Source organism: Halarchaeum rubridurum, from assembly GCF_014647115.1.
Classification (GTDB): Archaea; Halobacteriota; Halobacteria; order Halobacteriales; family Halobacteriaceae; genus Halarchaeum; species Halarchaeum rubridurum.
In genome coordinates this window covers 229,195-254,685 of the sequence record NZ_BMOO01000004.1, presented here as the reverse complement: position 1 = coordinate 254,685, position 25,491 = coordinate 229,195, and the positions used below count along the sequence as shown (strand labels likewise).

At 68.1% G+C, this 25,491-nt stretch carries 25 protein-coding genes and 2 tRNA genes; 20 read left to right on the top strand and 7 right to left on the bottom strand.

Features of this window, described 5'->3' with window-relative positions; all coding sequences use genetic code 11:
- Positions 1-103: 103 nt before the first annotated feature.
- Positions 104-176 (bottom strand) — tRNA-Asp (locus tag IEX84_RS10135).
- A gap of 212 nt (positions 177-388) precedes the next feature.
- On the opposite strand from IEX84_RS10135, the gene IEX84_RS10130 reads away from it, so the two are divergent.
- The 9 genes from IEX84_RS10130 (at position 389) to IEX84_RS10090 (ending at position 10,626) form a co-directional block, all read left to right on the top strand.
- Complete coding sequence (locus tag IEX84_RS10130) at positions 389-616, top strand: DNA-directed RNA polymerase subunit H (RefSeq protein WP_188872456.1); 228 nt, start codon at positions 389-391, stop codon at positions 614-616.
- The gene (locus IEX84_RS10125; protein WP_188872455.1) at positions 616-2,181 is read left to right on the top strand and encodes a DNA-directed RNA polymerase subunit B''; all 1,566 of its coding nucleotides are present in this window, start codon (positions 616-618) and stop codon (positions 2,179-2,181) included. The genes IEX84_RS10130 and IEX84_RS10125 overlap by 1 nt, the downstream gene beginning before the upstream one ends.
- A 3-nt stretch (positions 2,182-2,184) precedes the next feature.
- Positions 2,185-4,011 carry a DNA-directed RNA polymerase subunit B gene (rpoB, locus tag IEX84_RS10120; protein ID WP_188872454.1) on the top strand — a complete coding sequence of 609 codons (1,827 nt, stop codon included), beginning with the start codon at positions 2,185-2,187 and terminating at the stop codon, positions 4,009-4,011.
- A gap of 3 nt (positions 4,012-4,014) precedes the next feature.
- Positions 4,015-6,948 (top strand): DNA-directed RNA polymerase subunit A', encoded by a 2,934-nt coding sequence (locus IEX84_RS10115; RefSeq protein WP_188872453.1) that lies wholly within the window; start codon positions 4,015-4,017, stop codon positions 6,946-6,948.
- Positions 6,949-8,133: a DNA-directed RNA polymerase subunit A'' gene (gene rpoA2, locus IEX84_RS10110; protein WP_188872452.1), complete on the top strand. Its 1,185-nt coding sequence runs from the start codon at positions 6,949-6,951 to the stop codon at positions 8,131-8,133. It begins immediately after the preceding gene.
- Positions 8,134-8,136: 3 nt separating this feature from the next.
- Positions 8,137-8,562, top strand: coding sequence for a NusA-like transcription termination signal-binding factor (locus IEX84_RS10105; protein ID WP_188872451.1), 426 nt, complete (start codon positions 8,137-8,139; stop codon positions 8,560-8,562).
- A gap of 82 nt (positions 8,563-8,644) precedes the next feature.
- Complete coding sequence (locus IEX84_RS10100) at positions 8,645-9,529, top strand: mechanosensitive ion channel family protein (RefSeq protein ID WP_188872450.1); 885 nt, start codon at positions 8,645-8,647, stop codon at positions 9,527-9,529.
- A 57-nt stretch (positions 9,530-9,586) separates the two neighbouring features.
- Entirely contained in the window at positions 9,587-10,015 is a 429-nt protein-coding gene (locus IEX84_RS10095; RefSeq protein ID WP_188872449.1) for a 30S ribosomal protein S12, read from the top strand.
- Positions 10,015-10,626, top strand: coding sequence for a 30S ribosomal protein S7 (locus IEX84_RS10090; protein WP_188872448.1), 612 nt, complete (start codon positions 10,015-10,017; stop codon positions 10,624-10,626). The genes IEX84_RS10095 and IEX84_RS10090 overlap by 1 nt, the downstream gene beginning before the upstream one ends.
- Positions 10,627-10,704: 78 nt before the next feature.
- Here the strand turns inward: IEX84_RS10090 and IEX84_RS10085 are convergent, their stop codons facing one another.
- Positions 10,705-11,475 carry a DUF5781 family protein gene (locus IEX84_RS10085; protein WP_188872447.1) on the bottom strand — a complete coding sequence of 257 codons (771 nt, stop codon included), beginning with the start codon at positions 11,473-11,475 and terminating at the stop codon, positions 10,705-10,707.
- A gap of 166 nt (positions 11,476-11,641) precedes the next feature.
- Between IEX84_RS10085 and IEX84_RS10080 the strand changes: the two genes are divergently transcribed.
- From IEX84_RS10080 to IEX84_RS10050, 7 genes are all read left to right on the top strand, one after another.
- A complete protein-coding gene (locus IEX84_RS10080; RefSeq protein ID WP_188872446.1) occupies positions 11,642-13,828 on the top strand; it encodes an elongation factor EF-2 in 2,187 nt (728 codons plus the stop codon).
- A 260-nt stretch (positions 13,829-14,088) separates the two neighbouring features.
- Entirely contained in the window at positions 14,089-14,643 is a 555-nt protein-coding gene (locus IEX84_RS10075) for an amino acid-binding protein (RefSeq protein ID WP_407647605.1), read from the top strand.
- Positions 14,640-15,590, top strand: a complete 951-nt coding sequence (locus IEX84_RS10070) for a homoserine dehydrogenase (protein WP_188872444.1) — start codon at positions 14,640-14,642, stop codon at positions 15,588-15,590. Before IEX84_RS10075 ends, IEX84_RS10070 begins: the two co-directional genes overlap by 4 nt.
- A gap of 144 nt (positions 15,591-15,734) precedes the next feature.
- Positions 15,735-17,000: a translation elongation factor EF-1 subunit alpha gene (gene tuf / locus IEX84_RS10065; protein WP_188872443.1), complete on the top strand. Its 1,266-nt coding sequence runs from the start codon at positions 15,735-15,737 to the stop codon at positions 16,998-17,000.
- Positions 17,001-17,003: 3 nt separating this feature from the next.
- Positions 17,004-17,312, top strand: coding sequence for a 30S ribosomal protein S10 (rpsJ, locus tag IEX84_RS10060; RefSeq protein WP_123074339.1), 309 nt, complete (start codon positions 17,004-17,006; stop codon positions 17,310-17,312).
- 224 nt (positions 17,313-17,536) lie between these two features.
- Positions 17,537-17,608 (top strand) — tRNA-Ala (locus IEX84_RS10055).
- 110 nt (positions 17,609-17,718) lie between these two features.
- Positions 17,719-17,949 (top strand): DUF7385 family protein, encoded by a 231-nt coding sequence (locus IEX84_RS10050; RefSeq protein WP_188872442.1) that lies wholly within the window; start codon positions 17,719-17,721, stop codon positions 17,947-17,949.
- Positions 17,950-17,982: 33 nt separating this feature from the next.
- Here IEX84_RS10050 and IEX84_RS10045 read toward each other — a convergent pair whose 3' ends face one another.
- Positions 17,983-19,278 (bottom strand): RNB domain-containing ribonuclease, encoded by a 1,296-nt coding sequence (locus tag IEX84_RS10045; protein ID WP_188872441.1) that lies wholly within the window; start codon positions 19,276-19,278, stop codon positions 17,983-17,985.
- Between the two features lie 93 nt (positions 19,279-19,371).
- Between IEX84_RS10045 and IEX84_RS10040 the strand changes: the two genes are divergently transcribed.
- Entirely contained in the window at positions 19,372-19,851 is a 480-nt protein-coding gene (locus IEX84_RS10040) for an RNA-binding protein (RefSeq protein ID WP_188872440.1), read from the top strand.
- 93 nt (positions 19,852-19,944) lie between these two features.
- On the opposite strand, the gene IEX84_RS10035 is transcribed toward IEX84_RS10040, so the two are convergent.
- On the bottom strand, positions 19,945-20,628 hold the full coding sequence (locus IEX84_RS10035) for a DUF1028 domain-containing protein (RefSeq protein ID WP_188872439.1): 684 nt from the start codon (positions 20,626-20,628) through the stop codon (positions 19,945-19,947).
- 92 nt (positions 20,629-20,720) lie between these two features.
- Here IEX84_RS10035 and IEX84_RS10030 point away from each other — a divergent pair, with 92 nt between their 5' ends.
- A complete protein-coding gene (locus IEX84_RS10030) occupies positions 20,721-21,074 on the top strand; it encodes a cell division protein SepF (RefSeq protein ID WP_188872438.1) in 354 nt (117 codons plus the stop codon).
- A 54-nt stretch (positions 21,075-21,128) separates the two neighbouring features.
- On the opposite strand, the gene IEX84_RS10025 is transcribed toward IEX84_RS10030, so the two are convergent.
- Both IEX84_RS10025 and IEX84_RS10020 read right to left on the bottom strand, forming a co-directional pair.
- Complete coding sequence (locus IEX84_RS10025; RefSeq protein WP_188872437.1) at positions 21,129-21,527, bottom strand: DUF5611 family protein; 399 nt, start codon at positions 21,525-21,527, stop codon at positions 21,129-21,131.
- A gap of 40 nt (positions 21,528-21,567) precedes the next feature.
- Positions 21,568-22,560, bottom strand: coding sequence for a DUF7093 family protein (locus tag IEX84_RS10020; protein WP_188872436.1), 993 nt, complete (start codon positions 22,558-22,560; stop codon positions 21,568-21,570).
- An 81-nt stretch (positions 22,561-22,641) separates the two neighbouring features.
- On the opposite strand from IEX84_RS10020, the gene IEX84_RS10015 reads away from it, so the two are divergent.
- Together IEX84_RS10015 and ygfZ are read left to right on the top strand one after the other, a co-directional pair.
- Complete coding sequence (locus IEX84_RS10015; RefSeq protein WP_188872435.1) at positions 22,642-22,944, top strand: DUF6432 family protein; 303 nt, start codon at positions 22,642-22,644, stop codon at positions 22,942-22,944.
- A gap of 46 nt (positions 22,945-22,990) precedes the next feature.
- Positions 22,991-24,094 (top strand): CAF17-like 4Fe-4S cluster assembly/insertion protein YgfZ, encoded by a 1,104-nt coding sequence (gene ygfZ, locus IEX84_RS10010; RefSeq protein ID WP_188872434.1) that lies wholly within the window; start codon positions 22,991-22,993, stop codon positions 24,092-24,094.
- Between the two features lie 34 nt (positions 24,095-24,128).
- On the opposite strand, the gene IEX84_RS10005 is transcribed toward ygfZ, so the two are convergent.
- Positions 24,129-25,226, bottom strand: a complete 1,098-nt coding sequence (locus IEX84_RS10005; RefSeq protein WP_188872433.1) for a geranylgeranyl reductase family protein — start codon at positions 25,224-25,226, stop codon at positions 24,129-24,131.
- Positions 25,227-25,491 lie beyond the last annotated feature (265 nt).

The following is a 25,491-nucleotide window of genomic DNA, read 5'->3' as shown; positions in this document are numbered from 1 at the left end:
TTCGGGCGACGGCACGCGAGGCTGTCGCTCGCGGGTGATGGTCGGGAAGAACGGTGGGTGTGACACACAGCGGTCACGTACGGGGTGAGTTCCGTCGAGAAAGCGCCCGGAGCGGGATTTGAACCCGCGTCACGACCGTGACAGGGTCGTATGATGGGCCACTACACCATCCGGGCTTCGAACGCATCTCTTCGTAGCCGGGTGAACTAATTAAGACTTTCTTTCCGACCCCCTCCGCGGTAGCTGTTGACAGCCAACGATTTCGTCGGGTCGTCTCTTGCGACGACTCCGCACGCGCGGACGGAGTTGACAAGACTTAACGTCTGCGGGCGTCAAAGGTACTGTAGTATCTCGTGAGAGCCGCTTCTGCCCCCACCCAGGTGCACCCATGGTAGATGAAAGCCAACACGAACTCGTGCCCGACCATACCGTCCTGCCGGAGGACGAGGTAGAGGACGTCCTTGAGGAGTACGACGTCGAGCGGACGTCGCTTCCGAAGATCAAACGCCGCGACCCCGCGCTGCCAGACGACGCCGAAATCGGCGACGTCGTGAAGGTCGTGCGCGACTCCCGAACCACGGACGAAGCCATCGTGTACCGACTGGTCATCGAATAATGCAACAGGAAGACCGACGCAAGCTGTCGAGAGAGTACTTCTCGAAGGAACGGCTCGCAGAACACCACTACCGCTCGTTCAACTCCTTCCTCGAACGGGGGATGCAGGACGTCGTCACCGAGAAGGGCCGCATCGAGACGGACATCGGTGACAAGGAGGACCAGGAGCCGGTCTTCGTGGAGCTCGGCGACGTCCGCGTGACGACGCCGCGCGTCCGCGAGGCCGACGGCTCCGAGGAGCTCCTCTACCCGCAGGAGGCCCGTCTGCGCAACATCACCTACTCCGCGCCCGTGTTCATGGAGATGAGCATCGTGCGCGGCGGCGAGGAAGAAGAGGAGACGGTCCTCGACACGACCGAGACGAAGGTCGGCCGGATGCCGATCATGGTCGGCTCCTCGAAGTGCAACATCGCGGACTTCAGTGATGAGGAGCTCGTCGACATCGGCGAGGACCCCGCCGACCCCGGCGGCTACTTCATCGTCAACGGCTCCGAGCGCGTGCTGATGACCTCGGAGGACCTCGCGCCGAACAAGATTCTCGCCGAGTACGACACGAAGTACGGCGACGAGATTCAGGTCGCCAAGACCTTCAGCCAGCGCCGGGGCTATCGCGCCCTCGTGCTCTGCGAGCGCAACCGCTCGGGTATCCTCGAAGTCTCGTTCCCCTCCGTCTCGGGGTCGATCAACTTCGTGACGCTCGTGCGGGCGCTCGGTCTCGAATCCGACGAGGAGATCGTCCACCGCGTCTCCGACGACCCGGAGATCGTGAAGTTCATGCTGGAGAACTTAGAGGAGGCCGACGTCCAGACGGAGGCCGAGGCCATCGAGACGCTCGGGAAGCGCGTCGCCTCCGGGCAGGGCAAGGACTACCAGCTCAAGCGCGCGAACTACGTCATCGACCGCTACCTCCTCCCGCACCTGCACGAGGAGGGCGTCGAGGACGAGGAGACGCGCATCAACAAGGCCTACTACCTCTGTCGGATGGCCGAGGCGTGCTTCGAGCTCGCGCTCGACCGCCGCGAGGCCGACGACAAGGACCACTACGCCAACAAGCGTCTGAAGGTCAGCGGCGACCTGATGAAGGACCTCTTCCGGACGGCGCTCAACAAGCTCTCGCGCGACGTGAAGTACCAGCTCGAACGCGCGAACATGCGTAACCGACAGCTCACCGTCAACACGGTGGTCCGCTCGGACGTGCTGACCGAGCGCCTGGAGCACCCGATTGCCACGGGCAACTGGGTCGGTGGGCGCTCCGGCGTCTCCCAGCTCGTCGACCGGACCGACCACATGGGGGTCCTCTCGCACCTCCGGCGGCTCCGAAGCCCGCTCTCGCGGTCGCAGCCCCACTTCGAGGCGCGCGACCTGCACGCGACCCAGTGGGGTCGCATCTGTCCCTCCGAGACCCCGGAGGGGCCGAACTGTGGGCTCGTGAAGAACTTCGCGCAGGCGATGGAGCTCTCACAGAACGTGGACGACGAACAGGACCTGAAAGCCGAACTCTCCTCGATGGGCGTGGAGGGAGTGCCCGGCCTGCAACACGAGACCGACGCGCCCGCGGACGATTAACACATGAGTCAGGCACGAGACGCGAAAGTCTACGTCAACGGGAGCCTCGTCGGGACCCACCCGGACCCCTACGAGCTCGCCGAGCAGATACGTGAAGCCCGCCGCCGCGGCGACGTCTCCGAGATGGTGAACGTCTCGGTGAAAGACCGGACCCGCGAGGTCATCGTGAACGCGGACGCCGGTCGCGCCCGGCGCCCGCTGCTCGTCGTCGAGGACGGCGAGACGATTGCCGACGAGTCCGACGTCGAGGCCGTGCAGAACGGCGAACGCGACTTCGAGGACCTCGTCGACGAGGGCAAGGTCGAGTTCATCGACGCCGAGGAGGAGGAGGACATCCTCGTCGCCGTCGAGGAGGACGACCTCACGGAGGACCACACCCACTTGGAGATCGACCCGCAGCTCATCTTCGGGATCGGTGCGGGGATGGTCCCCTACCCCGAGCACAACGCCTCGCCGCGTATCACGATGGGCGCGGGGATGATGAAACAGAGCCTGGGGCTGCCGGCGGCGAACTACCGCATCCGCCCGGACACCCGCCAGCACATCATGCACTACCCCCAGGCGGCGATGGTCAACACCCAGACCACCGAGCAGATCGGCTACGACGACCGCCCCGCGGGGCAGAACTTCACGGTCGCCGTCATGTCCTACGAGGGGTTCAACATCGAGGACGCCCTCGTGATGAACAAGGGCTCCGTCGAGCGCGCGCTCGGCCGCTCGCACTTCTTCCGCACCTACGAGGGCGAGGAACGCCGCTATCCCGGTGGCCAGGAGGACCGCTTCGAGGTCCCCGGCGAGGACGTTCGGGGGTCGCGCGGCGAGGACGCGTACACGCACCTCGACGACGACGGGATGGTCAACCCCGAGACGCAGGTGGACGAGAACTCCGTCCTGCTCGGGAAAACCTCCCCCCCACGGTTCCTCGAAGAGCCGGACGACATGGCGGGGCTGAGCCCGCAGAAGCGCCGCGAGACGTCCGTCACGATGCGCTCGGGCGAGGACGGCGTCGTCGACACGGTCACGCTCATGGAGGGCGAGGACGGGAGCAAACTCGCCAAGGTGAGCGTCCGTGACGAGCGCGTCCCGGAACTCGGCGACAAGTTCGCGTCCCGGCACGGTCAGAAGGGCGTCATCGGCCACCTCGCGCCGCACGAGGACATGCCGTTCACGGAGGAGGGCGTCGTGCCCGACCTGATCGTGAACCCGCACGCCCTGCCGTCGCGCATGACGGTCGGCCACGTGCTGGAGATGCTCGGCGGGAAGGCGGGCGCGCTCGACGGGCGGACCGTCGACGGGACCGCCTTCACCGGCGAGGACGAGGAGGAGATTCGGGGGACGCTCGAGGCCCACGGCTTCGACTCCTCCGGGAAGGAACAGCTCTACTCGGGCGTCTCCGGCGAGAAGATCGAGGCCCAGATTTTCGTGGGGAACATCTTCTACCACAAGCTCTACCACATGGTCTCGAACAAGGTGCACGCCCGCTCCAAGGGGCCGGTCCAGGTGCTGACGCGCCAGCCGACCGAGGGGCGCGCCCGCGAGGGTGGTCTCCGCCTCGGGGAGATGGAGCGTGACACCGTCATCGGGCACGGCGCCGCGATGGTGCTCAAAGAGCGCCTGCTCGAATCCTCCGACCAGGAGTACGTCCACATCTGCGGGAACTGCGGGATGACCGCCGTGGAGAACAGAGAACAGCGTCGCGTCTACTGCCCGAACTGCGGGGAGGAGACCGACGTGCACAACATCGAGATGAGCTACGCGTTCAAGCTCCTACTCGACGAGATGAAGGCGCTCGGCATCGCGCCGCGCCTCGAACTCGAGGACGCCGTCTAACACATGTCATCAGGACAATCACCGAAGGAGATCGGGGAGATCAGCTTCGGGCTGATGGACCCGGAGGAGTACCGCGAGATGAGCGCGACGAAGGTCATCACGGCCGACACCTACGACGACGACGGGTTCCCCATCGACATGGGGCTGATGGACCCGCGTCTGGGCGTCATCGACCCCGGGTTGGAGTGTAAGACCTGCGGGAACCGCTCGGGCTCCTGTAACGGCCACTTCGGCCACATCGAGCTCGCCGCGCCCGTCATCCACGTCGGCTTCTCGAAGCTCATTCGACGGCTCCTGCGAGGTACCTGCCGGAGCTGCTCCCGGCTGCTCCTCACCGAGGAGGTGATGGAGGAGTACAGCGACGACCTCGAACGGACGCGCGGGCTGCGCCAGGACGTCTCCGACGTCACGAAGGCCGCCATCCGGGAGGCGCGCAAGAAGTCGAACTGCCCCTACTGCGGGGAGGCCCAGTACGACGTCAAACACGAGAAGCCGACGACGTACTACGAGGTCCAGCAGGTCCTCGCCTCGGACTACTCGGAGCGCATCGCGAGCGCGATGCAGCCGGACCCCGACGAGGACGACGCGGGCATCAGCCCGCAGGCGCTCGCCGAGGAGACGGACATCGACATCTCGCGCATCAACGAGATACTCAGCGGCGAGTTCCGCCCGCGCGAGGACGACCGCAAGGCCATCGAGAAGGCCATCGGCGCGGAGCTGACGACGGAGGACATGAACAAGCTGATGCCGAGCGACATCCGGGACTGGTTCGAGGACATCCCGGGCGACGACCTCGAAGTGCTCGGCGTCGACTCGGAGAAGTCTCGCCCCGAGTGGATGATTCTCACCGTCCTCCCGGTGCCGCCCGTCACGGCGCGTCCCTCCATCACGCTGGACAACGGTCAGCGCAGCGAGGACGACCTCACGCACAAGCTCGTGGACATCATCCGCATCAACCAGCGGTTCATGGAGAACCGCGAGGCGGGTGCGCCACAGCTGATCATCGAGGACCTCTGGGAGCTCCTCCAGTACCACGTCACGACGTTCATGGACAACGAGATTTCGGGGACGCCGCCGGCGCGCCACCGCTCCGGCCGGCCCCTGAAGACACTCTCCCAGCGTCTGAAGGGCAAGGAGGGTCGCTTCCGCGGGTCGCTCTCCGGGAAGCGCGTGAACTTCTCCGCCCGGACCGTCATCAGCCCGGACCCGACCCTCTCCCTGAACGAGGTCGGCGTCCCCGAGCGCGTCGCGCGCGAGATGACGCAGACGATGGTCGTCAACGAGCAGAACATCGAGCGCGCGCGCCAGTACGTCCGCAACGGCCCCGAGGGCCACCCCGGCGCGAACTACGTGAAGCGACCGGACGGGCGTCGCGTGCGCGTCACCGAGAAGGTCTGTGAAGAGCTCGCCGAGCGCATCGAGACGGGCTGGGAGGTCCAGCGCCACCTCATCGACGGCGACATCGTGATCTTCAACCGCCAGCCGTCGCTCCACCGGATGTCCATCATGGCCCACGAGGTCGTCGTGATGCCGTACAAGACCTTCCGGCTGAACACCGTCGTCTGTCCGCCGTACAACGCCGACTTCGACGGCGACGAGATGAACATGCACGCCCTCCAGAACGAGGAGGCCCGCGCGGAAGCCCGCGTCCTGATGCGCGTGCAGGAGCAGATTCTGAGCCCGCGCTTCGGTGAGAACATCATCGGCGCGATTCAGGACCACATCTCCGGGATGTACCTCCTGACGCACGACAACCCGCGGTTCAACGAGACACAGGCGCTCGACCTGCTGCGTCAGACCCGGATCGACGAACTCCCGCCCGCGGACGGCGTCGACGACGACGGCGCGGAGTACTGGACCGGCTACACGCTGTTCAGTGAGCTCCTCCCCGACGACCTCAACCTCGAGTTCAAGTCGAGCACGGGCGAGGACGTCGTCATCGAGGACGGCCAGCTCATCGAGGGGACCATCGACGAGGACGGCGTCGGCGAGTTCGGCAGCGACATCGTCGACACCATCATGAAGGTGTACGGCGCGACGCGCGCCCGCATCTTCATCAACGAGGTCGCGGCGCTGGCGATGCGCGCCATCATGCACTTCGGTTTCTCCATCGGGATCGACGACGAGTCCATCTCGGCGGAGGCCCAGGAGCGCATCGACGACGCCATCGACAACGCCTACGAGCGCGTCGAGGAGCTCATCGACTCCTACGAGGCCGGCGACCTGGAGAGCCTGCCCGGCCGGACGGTCGACGAGACCCTCGAGATGAAGATCATGCAGACGCTCGGGAAGGCCCGCGACTCCGCCGGCGACATCGCGGGCGACCACTTCGAGGACACGAACCCCGCGGTCGTCATGGCCGAGTCCGGGGCGCGTGGCTCGATGCTGAACCTCACGCAGATGGCGGGCTGCGTCGGCCAGCAGGCCGTGCGCGGCGAGCGTATCAACCGCGGCTACGAGGACCGCACGCTCAGCCACTACAAGCCGAACGACCTCTCCGCGGAGGCCCACGGCTTCGTGGAGTCCTCCTACACCTCGGGGCTGAACCCGAAGGAGTTCTTCTTCCACGCGATGGGCGGCCGTGAGGGCCTCGTCGACACGGCGGTCCGGACCTCCAAGTCCGGCTACCTCCAGCGGCGGCTGATCAACGCCCTCAGCGAACTCGAAACGCAGTACGACGGCACGGTCCGGGACACCTCGGACACCATCGTTCAGTTCGAGTTCGGGGAGGACGGCACCAGCCCGATCCGCGTCGCCTCCGACGAGGAGGCCGACATCGACGTCGACAGCATCGCCGACCGCGTCCTCGAATCCGAGTTCGAGAGCGAGGCCGAGCTCGAGGAGTTCATCGGGGAACGCGAACCGCCGACGAACCTCTCCGAGCACGGCGAGTCGTGGACGCTCGAGGAATCCGCGCCCGCGGAGGGTGACGACTGAATGACCGAGATAACCGACGACATCGAGGCCGTCGTGGAGGACACCGACCTCCCGCGACGTCTCAAGGAGGACGTGTACGACACCATCGAGGCCCGCGAGGGCGTCGATACCGAGAACGCGAACTACATCGCCAAGGCCGTCGAGGCCCAGTACAAGGGCTCGCGCGTCGACCCGCTCGACCCGGTCGGGACGGTGAGCGCGCAGTCCATCGGGGAGCCCGGGACGCAGATGACGATGAACACCTTCCACTACGCGGGCGTCGCGGAGATCGACGTCACGCAGGGCCTCCCGCGACTCATCGAGCTCGTGGACGCCCGGAAGAACCCGGACACGCCGATGATGACGGTCCACCTCGAGGACGAGTACGCGACGAACCGCGAGCGCGCCCACGAGGTCGTCTGGAACATCGAGGCGACGAAAATCCTCGCGCTCGGGGACATCTCGACGAACGTCGCCGACATGATCGTCTCCATCGACCTGAACGAGGACACCCTCGCCGAGCGGTGGCCGACCGTCGAGAGCACGACGGAGATCGCCGGCGAGATAGCCGACACCGTCCAGGACAACCTCGGCGTGCAGGTCACGCAGAACGGGACCGTCATCGAGTTCGGTCCCGAGGAGCCGAGCTACCGCGAGCTCCTCCAGCTCGTCGAGCAGCTCCGCGAGATCACGTTCAAGGGTATCGAGGACATCTCGCGCGTCGTCATCCGCAAGGAGGAGACGGAAGAGGGCGAGGAGTTCGTCCTCTACACGGAGGGCTCGGCGTTCAAGAAGACCCTCAAGATAGAGGGCGTCGATGCCTCCCGGACGACGTGTAACAACATCCACGAGGTCCACAAGACGCTCGGCATCGAGGCGGCCCGCGAGGCCATCATCGACGAGACGATGACGACGCTCGAAGAGCAGGGCCTCGACGACGTGAACATCCGCCACCTGATGTTGGTCGCGGACATCATGACGAACGACGGCACCATCCAGTCCATCGGCCGGCACGGTATCTCCGGCAACAAGGACTCGGTGCTCGCGCGCGCCGCGTTCGAGGTGACCGTCAACCACCTCCTCGACGCCGCCATCTACGGCGAGGCCGACGACCTCGACGGCGTCATCGAGAACGTCATCGTCGGGAAGCCCGTTCGCCTCGGGACCGGCGACGTCGATCTCCGCATGGGCACGACGAGCGACTGATCCGTGACGGTCACGCTCTCCGACGAGGCGCGTCGCCTCATCGCCGCCTTCGAGGACGCGACGGACGCGACCGCCGTCGACTGCATCGTCGACGACGAACGCGACCGCGTCGTCTTCGTCGTGAAGGCCGGCGAGATGCCCCAAGCGATTGGCCGCGGCGGCGAGCGCGTTCAGGGGCTCGAGGAGGACCTCGGCCGCGACGTCGAGCTCGTCGAGGACGCCCCGAACGCGGAGGGGTTCGTCGCGCACGCGTTGAGCCCGGCCGCGGTGTACAACGTCACGATCAGCGAGAACGACGACACGGTCGCCTACGCCGAGGTCGCCCACGAGGACCGCGGCGTCGCCATCGGCGAGTCGGGGCGGAACATCGAGATGGCGAAGGAGCTGGCGAAGCGCCACTTCGACGTCGACGACATCCAGTTGACGTAGCCCGACGCGCCCCTCGCTTTTCTCCGCCCCCTACGTTCTTGTAGCGCGCCGCCGCACGCCGCTGTATGACCGAGGTGCCAGCGTGAGCGTCCTCGACCGGCTCGTCGCGGCGGCCGCGTCCTATCACGACCTCCTCGTGCAGTTCGGGGTCTTCCTCGTCGTCGCGTTCGCCGTCTACGTCGCCGGCCGATTCCTCCTCGTGCCGCCGCTCGTGCGGCTCGTCCGCGTTCGCAACCCGGAGAACCAGACGCTCGTGGACGCGACCGACCTCTACGCGCGGGTCGCCGTCGCGGCGGTCGCGCTCGTGTTGGCGACGGCGGCCGCGGGGTTCGGCAGGGCGTTTCAGGGGTCGGCGCTCGTGGTCGCGGCGGCGACGCTCGCGCTCGGCGTGGCCGGCCAGGACGTCATCGGCAACCTCGTGAGCGGCGTCTTCCTCGTGGCCGACCCGGACTTTCACGTCGGTGACTACATCCGGTGGACCGACCAGGAGGGGACGGTCGAGAAGGTGGACTTCCGGGTGACGCGGGTGCGGACGGCGGCGGGCGAGACCGTCACGGTACCGAATTCGCAGCTGACGACGAACGCGTTGGTTTCGCCGTACGCGGGCGAGACCTACCGGGTATCGGAGACGTTCGGCGTCCGCCACGACGCGGACGTCGGGACGGCGCTCCGCCTCGCCCGGGAGGCCGCCGAGGCGGACGACCGAATCGTCGCCGACCCGGAGCCGACGGTTCAGGTCCGGGGATTCGGCGCGAACTCGCTCGACGTCGTCGCGCGCTACTGGGTCGGCGCGCCGACGGAGACGCCGATTGCGGACGTCCGCTCGGCGTACCTCCGGCGCGTCGCGGACGCCTTCGAGGCGCACGACATCGAGGCGAACCCGCCGAGTCGAACGGAGCTCTCGGGGTCGCTCGCGCTCGCGGACGCGTCCTCCGGAGGGGGAGGGGACGACCGGCGTGTGCCGTAGCGACACGGACATCCGCGAAAGACCGGGCTTAAGTAGTTGCACTGGGAAATATCGCGTATGCCGAACGGCAAGTACGCCGCGCGCAAACTCAAGAAGGACCGCCAGAACCACCGGTGGTCCGACTCCGACTACGCGCGTCGGGAGCGGGGGCTTTCGGAGAAGTCCGACCCCCTCGAGGGTGCGCCCCAGGGACGTGGTATCGTGCTGGAGAAGGTCGGTATCGAGGCCAAGCAGCCCAACTCCGCCATCCGGAAGTGCGTCCGGGTCCAGCTCATCAAGAACGGCAAGCAGGTGACCGCGTTCTGCCCCGGTGACGGTGCCATCTCCTTCATCGACGAGCACGACGAGGTCACGATTGCCGGGATCGGTGGCGCGAAGGGTCGCGCCATGGGTGACCTCTCGGGTGTGAACTACAAGGTCGAGAAGGTCAACGGCGTCTCGCTCATCGAACTCGTTCGCGGTAACGCGGAGAAGCCCGTCCGATAATGTCCACGGAAGAAGCCCCCGAACCCGAGACGCCCGCCGGCACCGAGGAGTCCAGCGAGGCCGACCTCTTCGGCGTCTGGGACGTCTCGGAGATCAGCTACGCCGACCCGTCGACGAAGCGCTACATCACCGTGACCCCCATCGCGCACACGATGGGTCGTCACGCGTCCAAGCAGTTCCAGAAGAGCCAGATATCCATCGTCGAGCGGCTCACCAACCGCCTGATGAAGACCGGCCGGAACGCTGGCAAGAAGCAGCAGGCGCTCAAGATCGTCCGCGAGGCCTTCGAGGAGGTCAACGAGCGCACCGAGGAGAACCCGGTGCAGGTGCTCGTGACCGCGGTCGAGAACGCCGCGCCCCGCGAGGAGACCGTCCGCCTGAAGTACGGCGGCATCTCCGTCCCGAAGGCGGTCGACGTCGCGCCCCAGCGCCGCGTCGATCAGGCGCTGAAGTTCCTCGCCGACGGCGCGCACTCCGACTCGTTCAAGACGCCGACGTCGGCGTCCGAGGCGCTGGCGAACCAGCTCATCGGTGCCGCCGACTACGACCTCCAGACGTACGCCATCTCCCAGAAGGAGGAGAAGGAACGCGTCGCCGCCGCGGCCCGCTAACGCGGCTTCTCGCTTCTTTCTGTCTTCTCACGCCGGATAGCGATGGCCATCCGACCCGCCGCGTGACGCGCCCGTCGCTCAGTCGGCCGCCGGCCCGGTCGTGGTCTCGTGGGCGTCCACGTAGGCACGCACGAGGTCGACGAGCGCGTGGCGGTGGGCGGACTCGTCCGGGTCGTCCGCGAGCGTGCGGAAGCGCTCTTTGAACCACGCGACGTCGACGCCGGGCGCGTCGGCGTCGGCGAGGTCGGCGAACTCGTAGATGCGGTGGTCGGCCGGGACGGCGTCGTGCCGCTCGAGGAGCGCGAGCGCGAACGCGGCGTTGACCGCGGTGAGCTCGGGGTCGGCGGCGGCGGTGAGCCGGTAGCCGCCCGCGGGTTCGGTGTCGGCGGGCGGACGCTCGGCGACGGCGGCGGCGAGCTGTGATTCGAGGAAGGTGAGGAGCTTGTCCGTCGGCGCGACGTCCAGCGTGATGTCGTCGGCGTAGATGTCCTTCGCGTGGTTGGCGAGCTGTTCGCACTGTTGGAGGACGCGGCGTTCGACGCGCCGGCCGGGGAGCGCGAGGAAGAGGACCTCGGAGAGCCCCATGGTGTGCGAGACGTGGTCGCCCTCGTAGCGGGCCATGTGGGCGTACTCGTGGAGCGCGAGTTCGCGCGCCATCACGGAGGTCGCGGCGCGCCGCGAGATGTTGAGGACGTGTCGGTCGTCGTAGTGACCGGCCCACGTCCGCTCGTCGGGGTCCTCGCGGACGCGGACGTGCACCGGCTTCTCGACGTCGTACTGGTGTTCGAAGAGGTCCCGCGCGCCGAGGAACGGCCCGGCGGGGACGGAACCGTGGACCCGTACATCCATGTGTGTCTATGGCACGCCCCGGAGGGGGTTGACTCTTGCGCCCACGGCGAGGGGTGCCTCGCCCCCACCCGTCTCACCGGACGACGAACGGGCCGTGTGTCGTCGGCACACGGGCGGAGACGGAAACACTACCCTTTTCAACCCGCTGGCGGTACACACGAGCATAATGGGCCGACGCAAGAAGATCGTCGAACAGTGTGAGCGGCTGATGGACGAGCCGGAGAATATCCGGAACATCGCCATCGCCGCCCACGTCGACCACGGGAAGACGACGCTCACCGACAACCTGCTCGCCGGCGCGGGCATGATCTCGGACGAGACCGCGGGCGAACAGCTCGCGATGGACACCGAGGAGGACGAGCAGGAGCGCGGTATCACCATCGACGCCGCGAACGTCTCCATGACCCACGAGTACGACGGGACGAACCATCTCGTCAACCTCATCGACACGCCGGGCCACGTCGACTTCGGTGGCGACGTGACGCGCGCGATGCGCGCCGTCGACGGCGCGCTCGTCGTCGTGGACGCCGTCGAGGGCGCGATGCCCCAGACGGAGACGGTCGTCCGGCAGGCGCTCCGCGAGGGCGTCAAGCCGGCGCTGTTCATCAACAAAGTCGACCGACTCATCAGCGAGCTCCAAGAGGGCCCCGAGGAGATGCAAAAGCGCCTCCTCGGCGTCATCAACGAGGTCAACGAGCTCATCCGCGGGATGACCGACGAGATGGACGACATCGACGACTGGACCGTCTCCGTCGAGGACGGGACGGTCGGCTTCGGCTCCGCGCTCTACAAGTGGGGCGTCTCCATGCCGTCCATGCAGCGTACGGGCATGGACTTCGGCGACATCATGGAGCTCGAACGCAACGACGAGCGCCAGGAGCTCCACGAGCGCACGCCGCTCTCGGACGTCGTCCTCGACATGGTCTGTGAGCACTTCCCGGACCCCATCGAGGCCCAGCCCCGTCGTATCCCGCGCATCTGGCGCGGCGACGACGAGTCCGACATCGCGGAGTCGATGCGCCTCGTCGACGAGGACGGCGAGGTCGTCCTCATGGTGACGGACATCGGTGTCGACCCGCACGCCGGCGAAATCGCCGCGGGTCGCGTCTTCTCCGGCACGCTGGAGAAGGGTCAGGACCTCTACGTCTCCGGGACCGCGGGCACGAATCGCGTCCAGTCCGTCGGTATCTACATGGGCGGCGAGCGCGAGGAGGTCGAACACGTCCCCGCCGGGAACATCGCCGCCGTCACGGGCCTGAAGGACGCCATCGCGGGCTCCACCGTTTCCTCCACGGAGATGACGCCGTTCGAGTCCATCGAACACATCTCCGAGCCGGTCATCACGAAGTCCGTCGAGGCGAAGAACATGGACGACCTGCCGAAGCTCATCGAGACGCTCCAGCAGGTCGCCAAGGAGGACCCGACGATCCGCATCGAGATCAACGAGGACACGGGCGAACACCTCATCAGCGGGCAGGGCGAACTCCACCTCGAAGTCATCACCCAGCGCATCGAGCGCAACCAGGGTATCCCGGTCAACACCGGTGAACCCATCGTCGTCTATCGGGAGGCGCCGACGCAGGAGTCCCGCGAGGTCGAGGGTCGCTCGCCGAACAACCACAACCGCTTCTACATCACGGTCGAACCCCTCGGCGAGGACATCGTCGAGAAGATCAAGCTCGGCGACGTCTCGATGGACATGCCCGAGCAGGAGCGCCGCGAGGCGCTCCAGGAGGCCGGGATGGACAAGGACACCTCGCAGAACGTCGAGGAGATTCACAACACGAACGTCTTCATCGACGACACGAAGGGTATCCAGCACCTCAACGAGACGATGGAGCTCGTCAACGAGGGGCTCCAGGAGGCCCTCGACGACGGTCCGCTCGCGGCCGAGCCCGTGCAGGGCGCGCTGATTCGTCTGCACGACGCCCGTCTCCACGAGGACGCCATCCACCGCGGTCCCGCGCAGGTCATTCCCGCGGTCCGCCAGGCCGTCCACAACGCGCTCATCGACGCGGAGATCAAGCTCCTAGAGCCGATTCAGGACGTCCGCATCGACGTCCCGACCGAACACATGGGCGCGGCGTCCGGCGAGATTCAGGGTCGCCGTGGCCGCGTCGACGACATGTACCAGGAGGGTGACCTCATGGTCGTCGAGGGCATCGCGCCCGTCGACGAGATGATCGGCTTCTCCAGTGACATCCGCTCCGCGACCGAGGGGCGTGCGTCGTGGAACACGGAGAACGCCGGCTTCCGCGTCCTCTCCGACAACATGCAGCGCGAGATAATCACGGAGATTCGCGAGCGCAAGGGGATGAAGACGGAGCTCCCCGAAGCGGTCGACTACTTCTAAACCGGCTCTCCGCCGTTTCGACGCGCCGTCGCGGCGGCGTCGGCCCGTCCGCCGTGGTTTCGTTTCGGTTCTCGGCCCGTCTTCGTTCGAGTCGCCACTCGCTTCGCCGAGCGATAGCTCCCGTCACGCCGTGCCGAAGGTTTCTAACGCGGCGGGGGCGTTCGACCACGTATGCACGCGGACACGCCCGCGAACGGTCGGAGCGACGCGCAACCACCCGTACGTGTCGCTCGGACGACAGCGCTCAAGGGCGTCGTGGGGTGGTCCCGGTGAGCGAGAGTCCCCCGGAAGGTGACGCCGACGAGCGCCAGGCGCACACCGTCCGGCTCGAACTCGTCGACGAACCCGGCGAGCTGCTGAACGCCCTGCGCCCGATTGCGGAGAACGGCGGCAACCTCCTGAGCGTCTTTCACGAGCGCGGGTCGCTCACCCCGCGCGGGCGCATCCCGGTCGAGGTCGACCTCGAATGTACGCCCCGGCAGTTCGAGACGGTCGTCGAGGCGCTCCGGGAGGCCGGCGTCAACGTCATCCAGGCGGGGACGGAGCGCTACGGCGAGGAGGTGACGGTCCTGCTCGCGGGGGCGCTCGTCGGGACGGACCTCTCCGACACGCTCTCGCGCATCGAGGAGTGCACGTCGGCCTCCGTCGTGGACTTCTCGCTGACGGACGAACAGGGCGCGGACGGGGTGTCGAGCGCGCGCTTGCGCCTCGCCGCCACGGAGGGGTCGGTGAACGCCGCCCTCGACTGCGTTCGGGACGTCGCCGACGAGAAGGAGTTGCACGTCGTCGAGCCGCTCGTGGAGGGCGAGGCATGAAGCTCGCCGTGATGGGAGCGGGCGCGGTCGGTCGGAGCGTCGTCGAACTCGCCGACGAGTACGGCCACGACGTGACGGCCTTCGCGGACTCGACGGGCGCGGCCGTGGACGCCGACGGAATCGACGCCGAGGCGGCGCTCGAACACAAGGAGCGCGTGGGGTCCGTCGGGGAGGCGGACGCCGCAGCGGCGCTCGGGGCCGACTACGACTGTCTCGTCGAGGCGACGCCGACGACGCTCGGCGACGCCCACCCCGGCTTCGAGCACGTCGAGGCGGCGCTCGAACGCGACCGGCACGTCGTCCTCGCCAACAAGGGCCCGGTCGCGGAGCGCTACGACGACGTGATGGCGCTCGCGGACGCGGGCGCGGGCGAGGTGCGCTTCGAGGCGACCGTCGGCGGTGCCATCCCGGTCATCGCGACCATCGAGGGGATGGACCCCTCGCACGTCACTGCGGCGCGCGGCGTGCTGAACGGGACGGCGAACTTCGTCCTCTCGCGGATGGCCGCGGAGGGGCTCGGCTACGAGCACGTCCTCGCGGAGGCCCAGGACCTCGGCGTCGCGGAGGCGGACCCGACGTTCGACGTCGACGGCACGGACGCGGCGCTGAAGTGCGCGATTCTGGCGAACGTCCTCCACGGCGGGGGCTACTCGCTCGACGACGTTGACGTCCAGGGAATCAGGGACGTCCCATCGAGCGCGCTCGAACTCGCCGCCGAGGACGGCCGGACGGTCCGGCTGATCGGCGAGGTGACGGCGGACGGCGACGTCCGCGTCGGCCCGCGGCTGGTCACGGAGCACGACACGCTCGCGGTCACGGGCACGCAGAACATCGTCCAGCTGGAGACGACGAACGCGGGGCGGCTGAACATCAGCGGTCGGGGTGCCGGGGGCCCCGAGACGGCGAGCGCGGTCCTCGCCGACGTCGGTCGACTCCCCGAGCGCTGAGCGTCTAGCCACTTCTTCCCACGGGACGAGGTGCCAGTATTCGGGCGCGTCACGGCGCGACAAGGGCGCTCGCCTTTCGAAACCGTTTTACACGTAACTGGCGAATACGTTGCACAGAGCGCGCGTTCAGCGCGACCCCTGACCATGAGCGACAAACCGCACCAGAACCTGGCCGTCATCGGCCACGTCGACCACGGAAAGAGTACGATGGTCGGGCGGCTCCTCTTCGAGACTGGGAGTGTGCCCGAGCACGTCATCGAGCAGCACCGCGAGGAAGCCGAGGAGAAGGGCAAGGGCGGCTTCGAGTTCGCCTACGTCATGGACAACCTCGCCGAGGAGCGTGAGCGTGGTGTCACCATCGACATCGCCCACCAGGAGTTCGACACCGACGAGTACTACTTCACCATCGTCGACTGTCCGGGCCACCGTGACTTCGTGAAGAACATGATCACGGGCGCGTCCCAGGCCGACAACGCCGTCCTCGTCGTCGCCGCCGACGACGGTGTCGCGCCCCAGACGCGTGAGCACGTCTTCCTCGCCCGCACGCTGGGCATCGACGAGCTCATCGTCGCCGTCAACAAGATGGACGTCGTCGACTACGAGGAGTCCACCTACAAGCAGGTCGTCTCCGACGTCACGGACCTCCTCAAGCAGGTCCAGTTCGACACGGACGACGCTTCCTTCATCCCGACGTCCGCCTTCGAGGGCGACAACGTCTCCGAGCCGTCGGAGAACACGCCCTGGTACGACGGGCAGACCCTCCTGGAGTCCCTCAACGACCTGCCGGAGCCGCAGCCGCCGACGGACGCGCCGCTGCGCCTCCCGATTCAGGACGTCTACACCATCTCCGGCATCGGTACCGTCCCCGTCGGACGTATCGAGACCGGGACGATGAACACGGGCGACAACGTCTCCTTCCAGCCGAGCGACGTCGGTGGCGAGGTCAAGACCATCGAGATGCACCACGAGGAAGTCCCGAGCGCCGAGCCCGGTGACAACGTCGGGTTCAACGTTCGCGGCATCGGCAAGGACGACATCCGCCGCGGTGACGTCTGTGGCCCCGCCGACGAGCCGCCGAGCGTCGCCGAGACGTTCACGGCGCAGGTCGTCGTGATGCAGCACCCGTCCGTCATCACGGCGGGTTACACGCCGGTCTTCCACGCCCACACGGCGCAGGTCGCGTGTACCATCGAGTCCATCGACAAGAAGATGGACCCGTCCTCGGGCGAGGTCGCCGAGGAGAACCCGGACTTCATCCAGTCCGGCGACGCCGCGGTCGTCACCGTCCGCCCGCAGAAGCCCCTCAGCATCGAGCCGTCCTCCGAGATTCCGGAGCTCGGCTCCTTCGCTGTCCGCGACATGGGTCAGACCATCGCGGCCGGCAAGGTCCTCGACGTCAACGAGGCCTAACGAATGCAGCAGGCACGTGTTCGGCTCGCGGGCGTCAGTCCGTCCGACCTCGACGACATCTGCGACGACGTCCGGGAAATCGCGGACAAGACGGGCGTCAGCCTGAGCGGGCCGGTCCCGCTGCCCACCAAGACCCTCGAGGTCCCCGCGCGCAAGTCCCCCGACGGTGAGGGGACGGCGACGTGGGAGCACTGGGAGATGCGCGTCCACAAGCGTCTCATCGACATCGACGCCGACGAACGCGCGCTCCGCCAGCTCATGCGTATTCAGGTCCCGAACGACGTCAGCATCGAGATCGTCCTCGAAGACTGAGGCGGTTTCCGACATCCGATTCTCCCGTTTTTCGCGTCCCACAGCGGTGCCGCCGTCGCGCGCGTCGCCGACGAACTGACGACGAGCAGCGTCTCGTCCCCCGCGACCGCGGAGTCTCCCCCGTGGTTCCCACACGACGCACCCGCCCCGGGGTCGTCGCGCCCCCGCTCGGCGCGAAGCAGAACCCTCAAATACGTCCCCCCGCTACGTGTGGATGCGAACGCGGGCTCGTAGATCAGTGGTAGATCGCTTCCTTCGCAAGGAAGAGGCCCTGGGTTCAAATCCCAGCGAGTCCACTTCTCCTCCCCTTTCCTCCCGCGTCTCATCCGTCACGACGGCCGAGTCGTGACGCCGTCCACGTCTCTCCGACCCCGAAAGCTTTGGCGGTGTAGTTCCACGCACCGGTATGGACGACGCCGCGTACAACGAACTCGTCTCGTCGCTGACGCCGTACGAAGAAGCCGGCGGTGTGAAGACGTACACGAACACGGTCAGCCTCGCGTGTCCGGCGTGTGAGCAGCCGTTCGACGACCTCGTCGTCTGCCGCGACGACCTCAACAGCCTCGAACTCTCGAAGGTGCTCGACCTCTGCGTGACGACGCACGACGACGACGTCCTGCTGTTCACGCACCAGTAACGGCTGGCGGGCGCGACGCGCGCCGCCGGCGGTTCAGTACTGTATCTCTTCGAGGTCGTCGTCGACCTCGATGCCCCGGTTCTTCACGGCGTCGGAGTCGAGGCCGACCTCCTCTAAGAAGTCCGAATACTCTCGCTCGGCGTTCTCGCCGGCCTTCTGTCTGTCGCTCGCGTGGTCGCAGAGTTCCACGAGGTTCTCGGGGACGTCGTTCTGATAGACGATCCAGTGGTTGACGAGGTCGCTCATCCGTCGAATCGGGCTCGTGAAGTGGCCGTAAATCTCGAAGTTGAGCGCGTGGTGGCCCCCGAAGGGGTCGTTCATGTACTTCGCGCGGGGCATCACCTTCATCACGGCCCACTGAATCTTCCCGAGTTGACGACCCGGGGCCTCTTCGAGCGTGGCGTTGACGGCCTTCCGGGGGTCGTCCCACGAGTCGCCGGGGATGGAGACGCCGTCGAGTTCCTGAATCTCGCGGAGCGCGTCGTCCCACTCGTCCGGGGACGGCTGGGGGTGGACGCGGTAGACGGCCTCGACGCCGCGGGACCACATGAGCTCGTGCGTGACGGCCTTGTTCGCCTTCAGCATGCACTCCTCGATGATGGTGTGTGCGCGGTCGCGGCTCGGGTTGAGCACCAGCGAGCCCTCCTCTTTGCGCTGTTCGTGCATGCGGTCGGCGACGTCGAAGACGAGGTTGCACTCCTCGTGGAGGGGTGCGTCGGGGTCGTCGAGGCGTTCTTCGGCCTGCTTGTAGGTCAAACGCTCGTCGGACTCGATGACGGACTTGTAGATGTCGATGGTCTCGTAGCCCAGCGTCTCCTTATCGAGGTGCATCTCGACGGTGTGCGCGAGGCGGTCCTCGTTGGGGACGAGCGAGCAGACGGTCTCGGCGAGCACCGGCGGGAGCATGTGGACGGTGTACCCAGGGAGATAGACGGTGTTCCCGCGCTCGATGGCCTCCTCCCACATCGCGGATTCGGGGTGGACGTAGTGGGAGACGTCGGCGATGTGGACCCAGAGGACGTACTCCTCAGCGCGCTCCTCGATGCTGATGGCGTCGTCGAAGTCCTGGGCGTCCGCGGGGTCGGTCGTCCACGTGGTGAGGTCGCGGAGGTCTTCTCTCTCACCGACCTCGGCTTCGATTTCGGCCTGGACGTCCTCGACGCGCTCCTCGGCTTCGGCCATCACTTCGCTCGGGAACGCGTCGCGAATCTCGAACTTCTCGAAGAGGTCCTCGCGCTTGTTCTCCAGTTGGCGCGCGAGGTCGGCGGGGACGCGGATCGGCCCCTCGGGTTCCCCGTCGGCGCTCGCCGCGTCTGCGGTGTTCGACATGCGACGGGATAGGTGGGTCCGCCAGTTAGTCGTGTCGCCGTGGGCCGAGTGCCGAGCGGACGATTTAAGCGCCGAACGCCCCGTGTTGGGTGCATGGAAGTCTCGTCCCGCCACCACCTCCGCAGCGACGACGTCAGCGAGCTGAACGACGCGCTCGACGACCTCCTCGGCGTCACGCTCGACGCCGACAGCTACGAGCTCGTCGAGTTCAAGGACGCGGACCGGGACGTCGTCCTCGTCGACGGCGAACCGCTCGCCGCGTACTTCGACGACGAGCCGTTCCTCACGGTCAAGGGCGCGAACGAGCACCCGCCGGAGCGCGGCGTCGTCACGGTCGACGCGGGCGCGATTTCCTTCGTCAGCGACGGCGCGGACGTGATGCGTCCCGGCATCACCGAGGCCGACGACTCGATCTCGGCCGGCGACCTCGTCGTCATCGTCGAGGAGACGCACGGGAAGGCGCTCGCGGTCGGGCGCGCGCTCGTCGACGGGTCGGAGATGGCCGGCGACTCGGGGAAGGTCGTCGAGTCGCTCCACCACGTCGGGGACGAGCTCTTCGAGTTCGTCGCCTGAGCGCCCGTCACGCGCGGCGGTCGTTCGTCGTTTCCCGCTGGCCGCTCACTACTCATCGTTGGCCGCTTACTCTTCCTACTCGTCACTTAGCGCTCACTCTTCGCGCTCGTACGCCTCGGCCGCCCGCGCGAACTCTACCGTCGCGCTCCGGTACGTCTCGCGGAGGTCACGGACCGGCGACTCGCTCGCGTCCACCCGCAGGTCGTTCCCGTACCCGCCGGCTTCCTCGTCGTCCGCCGTCGTCACGACCCGGAGGGCCGCCGACTGCACCGTCAGCGCGTCGCGTTTGTCGCCGCCCTCCGCTTGGCCGGCCGCGAGCGCGTCGATCAGTCGCGGCGCGAGCGCCTCCGTGTGGTCGCTCGACGCGTAGGCGTCCGCGACGGCGTCGACGACGGACGCGCCCGCGAGCAGGTTCCCCGCGACCGTGTAGTTCTCGCCCTCGCGCGCGCCGTACCAGCCGTGACACTCCGCCCCGGAGAAGGCGAACGTCCCCTCGGCGTCGACGCCGTGGACTTGGCGCTCGGGTCTCCCGTCGTCCGCGTTCAACAGCGCCTCCAGGGCGTCGCCGACCGCGACGCCGTCCGCGACGTAGTCGAGTCCCTTCTCCCCGAGGCGTTCGTTGACCATCGACTGCGTCGCAATCGCGCCGTGCTCGGAGACGTAGGGGCAGAGCGACCCGACCGCGGGGAGCCGCGTCGTCACCGCCACGCCGAAGCGCTCGGTGCGCTCGCCCGCCGCGTCCGCGTACGTCTCGTGGACGCAGATGCTGAACGTCATCGTCCCCGTCGAGGTGCCCACCTCCCCTAAACGTCCGGGTAGCGCGTCCGTGGACGCAAGAACTATGCGGTCGCCGGTGACTCTATTCCTCCATGGGATTCATGCAGAAGATTCTCGGTGGCTCCGGCAACAGCACCGAGGACTACGTCGAACTCGACCTCGGCGACTTCGACACCAGCGCCGGTGACGCTCGCACCACCGTCCACATCGCGGAGATAGACAATCAGGAGGACGTCATCGCAATCAAGGACGCCGTCTACGACGGCGACATCGTCGTCGCGGACATCACGCGTCTGCGCACCGAGGACTCGATGACGGAGCACTTCACGGAGGAACTCCGGCAGGTCGCCCGCGAGGTCGACGGCGACATCATCCAGAAGGGTGACGACCAGCTCATCCTCACGCCCTCCGGTATCGCCATCAGCCGACAGAAGCTCAACCGGTAGGTCGCCCGCCCGCGACTCGCCGAGCGGCGCGGCAAAAGCGGCGTCGAAAGTGCGTTACTCGGAGACGCCGTCCGGCGTCTCGGCGTCGTCCTCGACCGTCCGCTTGAGGGAGTCACGGCGGGACTTCGCGTCCCGACCCGTGGCTTCGAGGAGGAAGTCGTTCTTCGCGGAGACGGCGTCCTCGGCGGCGTCGGCGTGCCCGTCGGCGATGACCTCCGCGGCGGGGCGCTCCTCGAACTCGACGGCAAGTTTGTCCTTCTTGCCCGAGTAGGAGACCGCGCCGGCGACGATGCGCTCGAAGACCGGGTTCTCGGGGTCCGCGACGACGTAGAGGTCGCTCCCCTTGTACTCCTCGGTGCCGGAGATGTCGCCGAAGTACTCCTCGACGGTCGCTTCCATGTCCGGGATTCGCTCTTCGAGGTACTCCCCGCGACGCATCTTGTACTCCTTCATACGCCACGGGAATGGGGTGAACTCGTATAACCCCTTCGCGTCACGCGCTCTCCGGCGACTCCGCGAGGTAGCCCCGGTGGCAGTCCGGGCAGATGTCGCCCGCGCGCAGCGACGACCCGGTCGTGCTCGTTCGCTTCCCACACTCCGGGCAGACGAGTTCGCCGCCGCCCTCCCGGTCGGGCGTGGCCTCGATCGGGCCCGCGCTCGCGATGCCCGCGCGGGCGGCGTGTTCGGCGTCGTCGCTTTCGCCCTCGGCTGCGGCCGTGGCGGCCGCTTTCGTGGTCCGCTCCGTCTCGCGCGTGTCGTCGCTGGACGGCCACGCGCCGCGCTCCCGTTCGCGCTCGCGTTCCTGCTCGGTGCCGTCGTCGGTGAGTATCACGGCGTCGTCGGTCGGCGGTTCGTCCACCTCGTCCGTCGCGTCGTCGTCGTCCGTCGTCGGCCACGCTCCGGCGTCCTCCGCCGTTTCGTCGGGCGTCGCGCTCGCCGCCGTGTCATCGCCCTCACCCGTCTCCGTCTCGGCGGCCGTCGCCGCTCCGGCCGACTCGTCGCTGTCGCCGTCGTCGGTGATGAGTTCGGCGTCGTCGTCCGCTGGCGCGTCGTATTCGTCCGCCCCGGCGTCGCGCTCGTCGCCCCCGGTACTCCCGGTCTCGTCGGCCGTGGACGTCCCGGCGACCGCGTTCGCGGCGGCGTCGACGAACTCCGCGGGCTCGGACACCCGCGCGGGTTCGCTGTTCGTCGTGGCCTCGTTCTCGACGCGCTCGAAGGCGGCGGCGAGCCCCCCGTCCTCGTCCCGGCTCCGGTTCTCGCTGCCGCGCTCGCCCGCCGCGTCGTCGGCGTCGCCGGCGACGGACGGTGGCGCTTGACGGACCGAGCGGACTTCGGTGCTCTCGCTGACGATGCGCTCGCGCCCGCAGCGCTCGCAGTACTCGACCGTGCGGACGTACTCGACGACCTCGTCGCCGCGCTCCTCCCGCTCGCGTTCCGTCTCGGGCTCGCCGTACTCGTGACCGAGCAGGGAGCACGTTAGACCCATTAGACGCGTGATACCCCACCCACCGGGAAAAGCGTACCGCTCGGGGACATCGCTATACGACAGCGGTCCGTACGGCCGTGCATGCAGGCGAAGCGCGAGTTCCGCTCGCGGGACGACACCGAGGTCGCGGTGTTGGACGCGCTGGTCGACCGGCGCGACGAGGGGATGACCGTCTTCGAGCTCCGCTCGCGCGTCGACACCGACATCGACGGGTTGGAGGCGGCCCTCGCCGACCTGAAGCGCGACGGGCTCATCGACGCCGAGTCGCGCCAGGACCGCACGCTCATCAAGCCCGCCGACCGCGTCGTCCCCGACCCGGAGACCGCCGCCGCCGAGGACGAGCAGTCCTTCCTCGCGTGGCTCCGCGAGCGCGTCGGGCTCTGACGTCCGGGAGCGGACGCTTTAACCGCACGCCACACGGAAAACGGGTATGACCGTCGTCAGGGACCTCCACGAGGACTACGGTGCCGTCTTCGAGGAACGCGGCGAGCGCGCGCTCCCGCGACACTTCGGCCGGCCCGCGCGTACCCAGCGCGCCGTCCGGAACGCCGTCGGCGTCACCGAACACGCGTACGGCGTCCTGGTCGTCACGGGCGAGGACCGCCACGGCTTCGTCGACAACGTCGTCACGAACGCCGTCCCCGAGACGGACGGCGAGGGCGTCTACGCCCTCCTCCTCGAACCGGAGGGCGGCATCCGCACCGACATGTACGTCTACGCGGCCGGTGACCGTCTCCTCTGTTTCCTCCCGCCCGAGACCGTCGGCGAGATCGCCGAGGAGTGGCGCGACAGCATCTTCCTCGCGGACGTCGAAATCGCCGAGGCGACGGACGACTTCGCGGTCTTCGGCGTCCACGGCCCCGAGGCGACCGAGAAGGTCGCGTCCGTCCTCCACGGCGCCGGCGCGCCCGACGCCCCGCTCTCCTTCACTCGCGGCGAGATATACGACCACGGCGTCACCGTCATCCGGACGGACGCCACGGTCGGCGAGGAGGGCTACGAGGTCGTCGTCGGCGCGGACGGCGCGAGCGACGTCCTCGAAACGCTCATCACGCGCGGGCTGAACGCCCCGCCGTTCGGTACGCAAGTCTGGGAAGCGCTCACCCTTGAGGCCGGGACGCCGCTCTACCCGCACGACATGGCCGGACGTATCCCGAACGTCCTCGGGCTGCGCAACGCCCTCGACTTCGAGAAGGGGTGTTACGTCGGTCAGGAGATCGTCTCGAAGGTCGAGAACCGCGGGCGGCCCTCGAAGCGCCTCGTCGGCCTCCGCCTCGACGGCGACGCCGAGGACGTCCCCGCAATCGACGACCCGCTCGACGTCCGCGTCGACGGCGACGACGTCGGCGAGGCGACCCGCGCCGCGTGGGGCGGCGCGGTCGACGCTCCGGTCGCCCTCGCGCTCGTCCCCTACGACAGCGACGCCGCGAGCGCGACGCTCGTCACCGACGCGGGCGAGCGCGACGCCGACGTCGTCGACCTCCCGTTCGTCGTCGGGAGCGACCGCTCGGCGCGGGCCCCCAGATACGAGTAGCGACTCCCGGCCTCGGAACTCGCCCTCGGCGCCGTCAGCGCCGGAACAGCGCGCTCAGCTGCTCGCGCGAGAAGAGCGTGCTCGGGCGGTCCATGTGGACGCCGATCTCGCCCGCGAAGAGCTTCATGCCCGTCTTCTGAACGAGTTCGGGTGCGTCGTACCCCTTGCGCACGAGCTTGCCGAGCGCGATGTCGCGCCCGAGCTCGTCGCGCCACGCGTCCTCGAAGGCGTCGAGGGTCGCCGGGTCGGTCGGGTCGACCGTCTCGGCGGCGACGTCGGCGGCCGTCATCCCGTAGAGGATGCCCCCGCCCGTGAACGGCTTCGTCATCCCGGCGGCGTCCCCGAGGAGGAAGCCGCGCGTCGCCGTCACGCGCTCCGGCGGACCGATGGGGATGAGCCCCGAGCAGCGCCGCTCGATGCGCTCGGCGACGCCGTAATCGGCGACGAAGTCGTCGAAGCGCGCCGCGACGTCGCCGGACTCCGTCGGCGTGGCCGCGAGGCCGTACTCGACGCCCGCCTCGCCCCGCGGGATGCGCCACGCGAAGAACCCCGGGACGGTGAGGTGGACGTCCACGTAGTCGTCGTGGTCGGGTTCGGGGTCGAAGGCGAGGACGCCGTGGAGGAACTCCTCCGGCTCCGGGAGGGCCAACTGGTCGCGGACGCGCGAGCGCGGCCCGTCGCACCCCGCGACCATCCGTGCCGTGACCGTCTCGTCGCCGTCCGCGCTCCGCACGTCGAGTTCGACGCTCTCCGCCCCTTCGCGGACCGCGGTGACGGTGTGGCCGTCGCGGACGTCCGCGCCCGCGTCCGCCGCCGCGCGGGCGAGCGTCTTGTCGAGCTCGACGCGGTCGATGGCGTTCGACACCGGCCGGTCCGTGTAGTAGAACTCGTGTGCGTCGCTCCCGGGGCCATCCGTGTGGAAGCGCGCGCCGTAGACGTCGTTCTCGTGGAGGCGCTCGCGCGCCGCCTCGGGGACGTACGCCCAGACGTCGAGGGAGACGTGGCCGGAACACGCGAGCGGCTTGCCGATTTCGCCGCGCTCGAACGCGACGACGTCGTGGCCGCGCTCGGCCGCCCGACGGGCGAAGCGCGCGCCCGGCGGCCCGACGCCGACGACCGCGAAGTCGTACATACCCGCCCTATCGCACAGTCGGGTATAGGCTTCCCGGTCACTCCCCCCTCGCGGCACGGCCTTTTTGAACCTCCGCCGTCCACCACCCCGTGTGACGCGGTACGAGCAGTGCGCCGTCTGCGGGTGGACCGGGACGAGAACCGACCTCGACGAGCAGGGGGATGGGGGCTCCTGTCCGGCCTGCGGCGAACCGCTCACGTAGTCGAAAAGTGCGTCGTTCGGACCCGCTCTTCTCCGTCTCCCGTCGCGTTCGACGCCCGAGTGC

Bases quoted from the DNA above. Each gene is read 5' to 3' on its own strand.
- IEX84_RS10085 (WP_188872447.1), bottom strand. From the start codon at position 11,475: ATGGATGTACGGGTCCACGGTTCCGTCCCCGCCGGGCCGTTCCTCGGC.
- IEX84_RS10040 (WP_188872440.1), top strand. From the start codon at position 19,372: ATGGAAGTCTCGTCCCGCCACCACCTCCGCAGCGACGACGTCAGCGAG.
- IEX84_RS10050 (WP_188872442.1), top strand. From the start codon at position 17,719: ATGGACGACGCCGCGTACAACGAACTCGTCTCGTCGCTGACGCCGTAC.
- rpsJ (WP_123074339.1), top strand. From the start codon at position 17,004: ATGCAGCAGGCACGTGTTCGGCTCGCGGGCGTCAGTCCGTCCGACCTC.
- IEX84_RS10005 (WP_188872433.1), bottom strand. From the start codon at position 25,226: ATGTACGACTTCGCGGTCGTCGGCGTCGGGCCGCCGGGCGCGCGCTTC.
- rpoB (WP_188872454.1), top strand. From the start codon at position 2,185: ATGAGTCAGGCACGAGACGCGAAAGTCTACGTCAACGGGAGCCTCGTC.
- tuf (WP_188872443.1), top strand. From the start codon at position 15,735: ATGAGCGACAAACCGCACCAGAACCTGGCCGTCATCGGCCACGTCGAC.
- IEX84_RS10090 (WP_188872448.1), top strand. From the start codon at position 10,015: ATGTCCACGGAAGAAGCCCCCGAACCCGAGACGCCCGCCGGCACCGAG.
- IEX84_RS10035 (WP_188872439.1), bottom strand. From the start codon at position 20,628: ATGACGTTCAGCATCTGCGTCCACGAGACGTACGCGGACGCGGCGGGC.
- IEX84_RS10095 (WP_188872449.1), top strand. From the start codon at position 9,587: ATGCCGAACGGCAAGTACGCCGCGCGCAAACTCAAGAAGGACCGCCAG.
- IEX84_RS10025 (WP_188872437.1), bottom strand. From the start codon at position 21,527: ATGAAGGAGTACAAGATGCGTCGCGGGGAGTACCTCGAAGAGCGAATC.
- IEX84_RS10015 (WP_188872435.1), top strand. From the start codon at position 22,642: ATGCAGGCGAAGCGCGAGTTCCGCTCGCGGGACGACACCGAGGTCGCG.
- IEX84_RS10070 (WP_188872444.1), top strand. From the start codon at position 14,640: ATGAAGCTCGCCGTGATGGGAGCGGGCGCGGTCGGTCGGAGCGTCGTC.
- IEX84_RS10125 (WP_188872455.1), top strand. From the start codon at position 616: ATGCAACAGGAAGACCGACGCAAGCTGTCGAGAGAGTACTTCTCGAAG.
- IEX84_RS10045 (WP_188872441.1), bottom strand. From the start codon at position 19,278: ATGTCGAACACCGCAGACGCGGCGAGCGCCGACGGGGAACCCGAGGGG.
- rpoA2 (WP_188872452.1), top strand. From the start codon at position 6,949: ATGACCGAGATAACCGACGACATCGAGGCCGTCGTGGAGGACACCGAC.
- IEX84_RS10020 (WP_188872436.1), bottom strand. From the start codon at position 22,560: ATGGGTCTAACGTGCTCCCTGCTCGGTCACGAGTACGGCGAGCCCGAG.
- IEX84_RS10080 (WP_188872446.1), top strand. From the start codon at position 11,642: ATGGGCCGACGCAAGAAGATCGTCGAACAGTGTGAGCGGCTGATGGAC.
- IEX84_RS10030 (WP_188872438.1), top strand. From the start codon at position 20,721: ATGGGATTCATGCAGAAGATTCTCGGTGGCTCCGGCAACAGCACCGAG.
- IEX84_RS10115 (WP_188872453.1), top strand. From the start codon at position 4,015: ATGTCATCAGGACAATCACCGAAGGAGATCGGGGAGATCAGCTTCGGG.
- ygfZ (WP_188872434.1), top strand. From the start codon at position 22,991: ATGACCGTCGTCAGGGACCTCCACGAGGACTACGGTGCCGTCTTCGAG.
- IEX84_RS10130 (WP_188872456.1), top strand. From the start codon at position 389: ATGGTAGATGAAAGCCAACACGAACTCGTGCCCGACCATACCGTCCTG.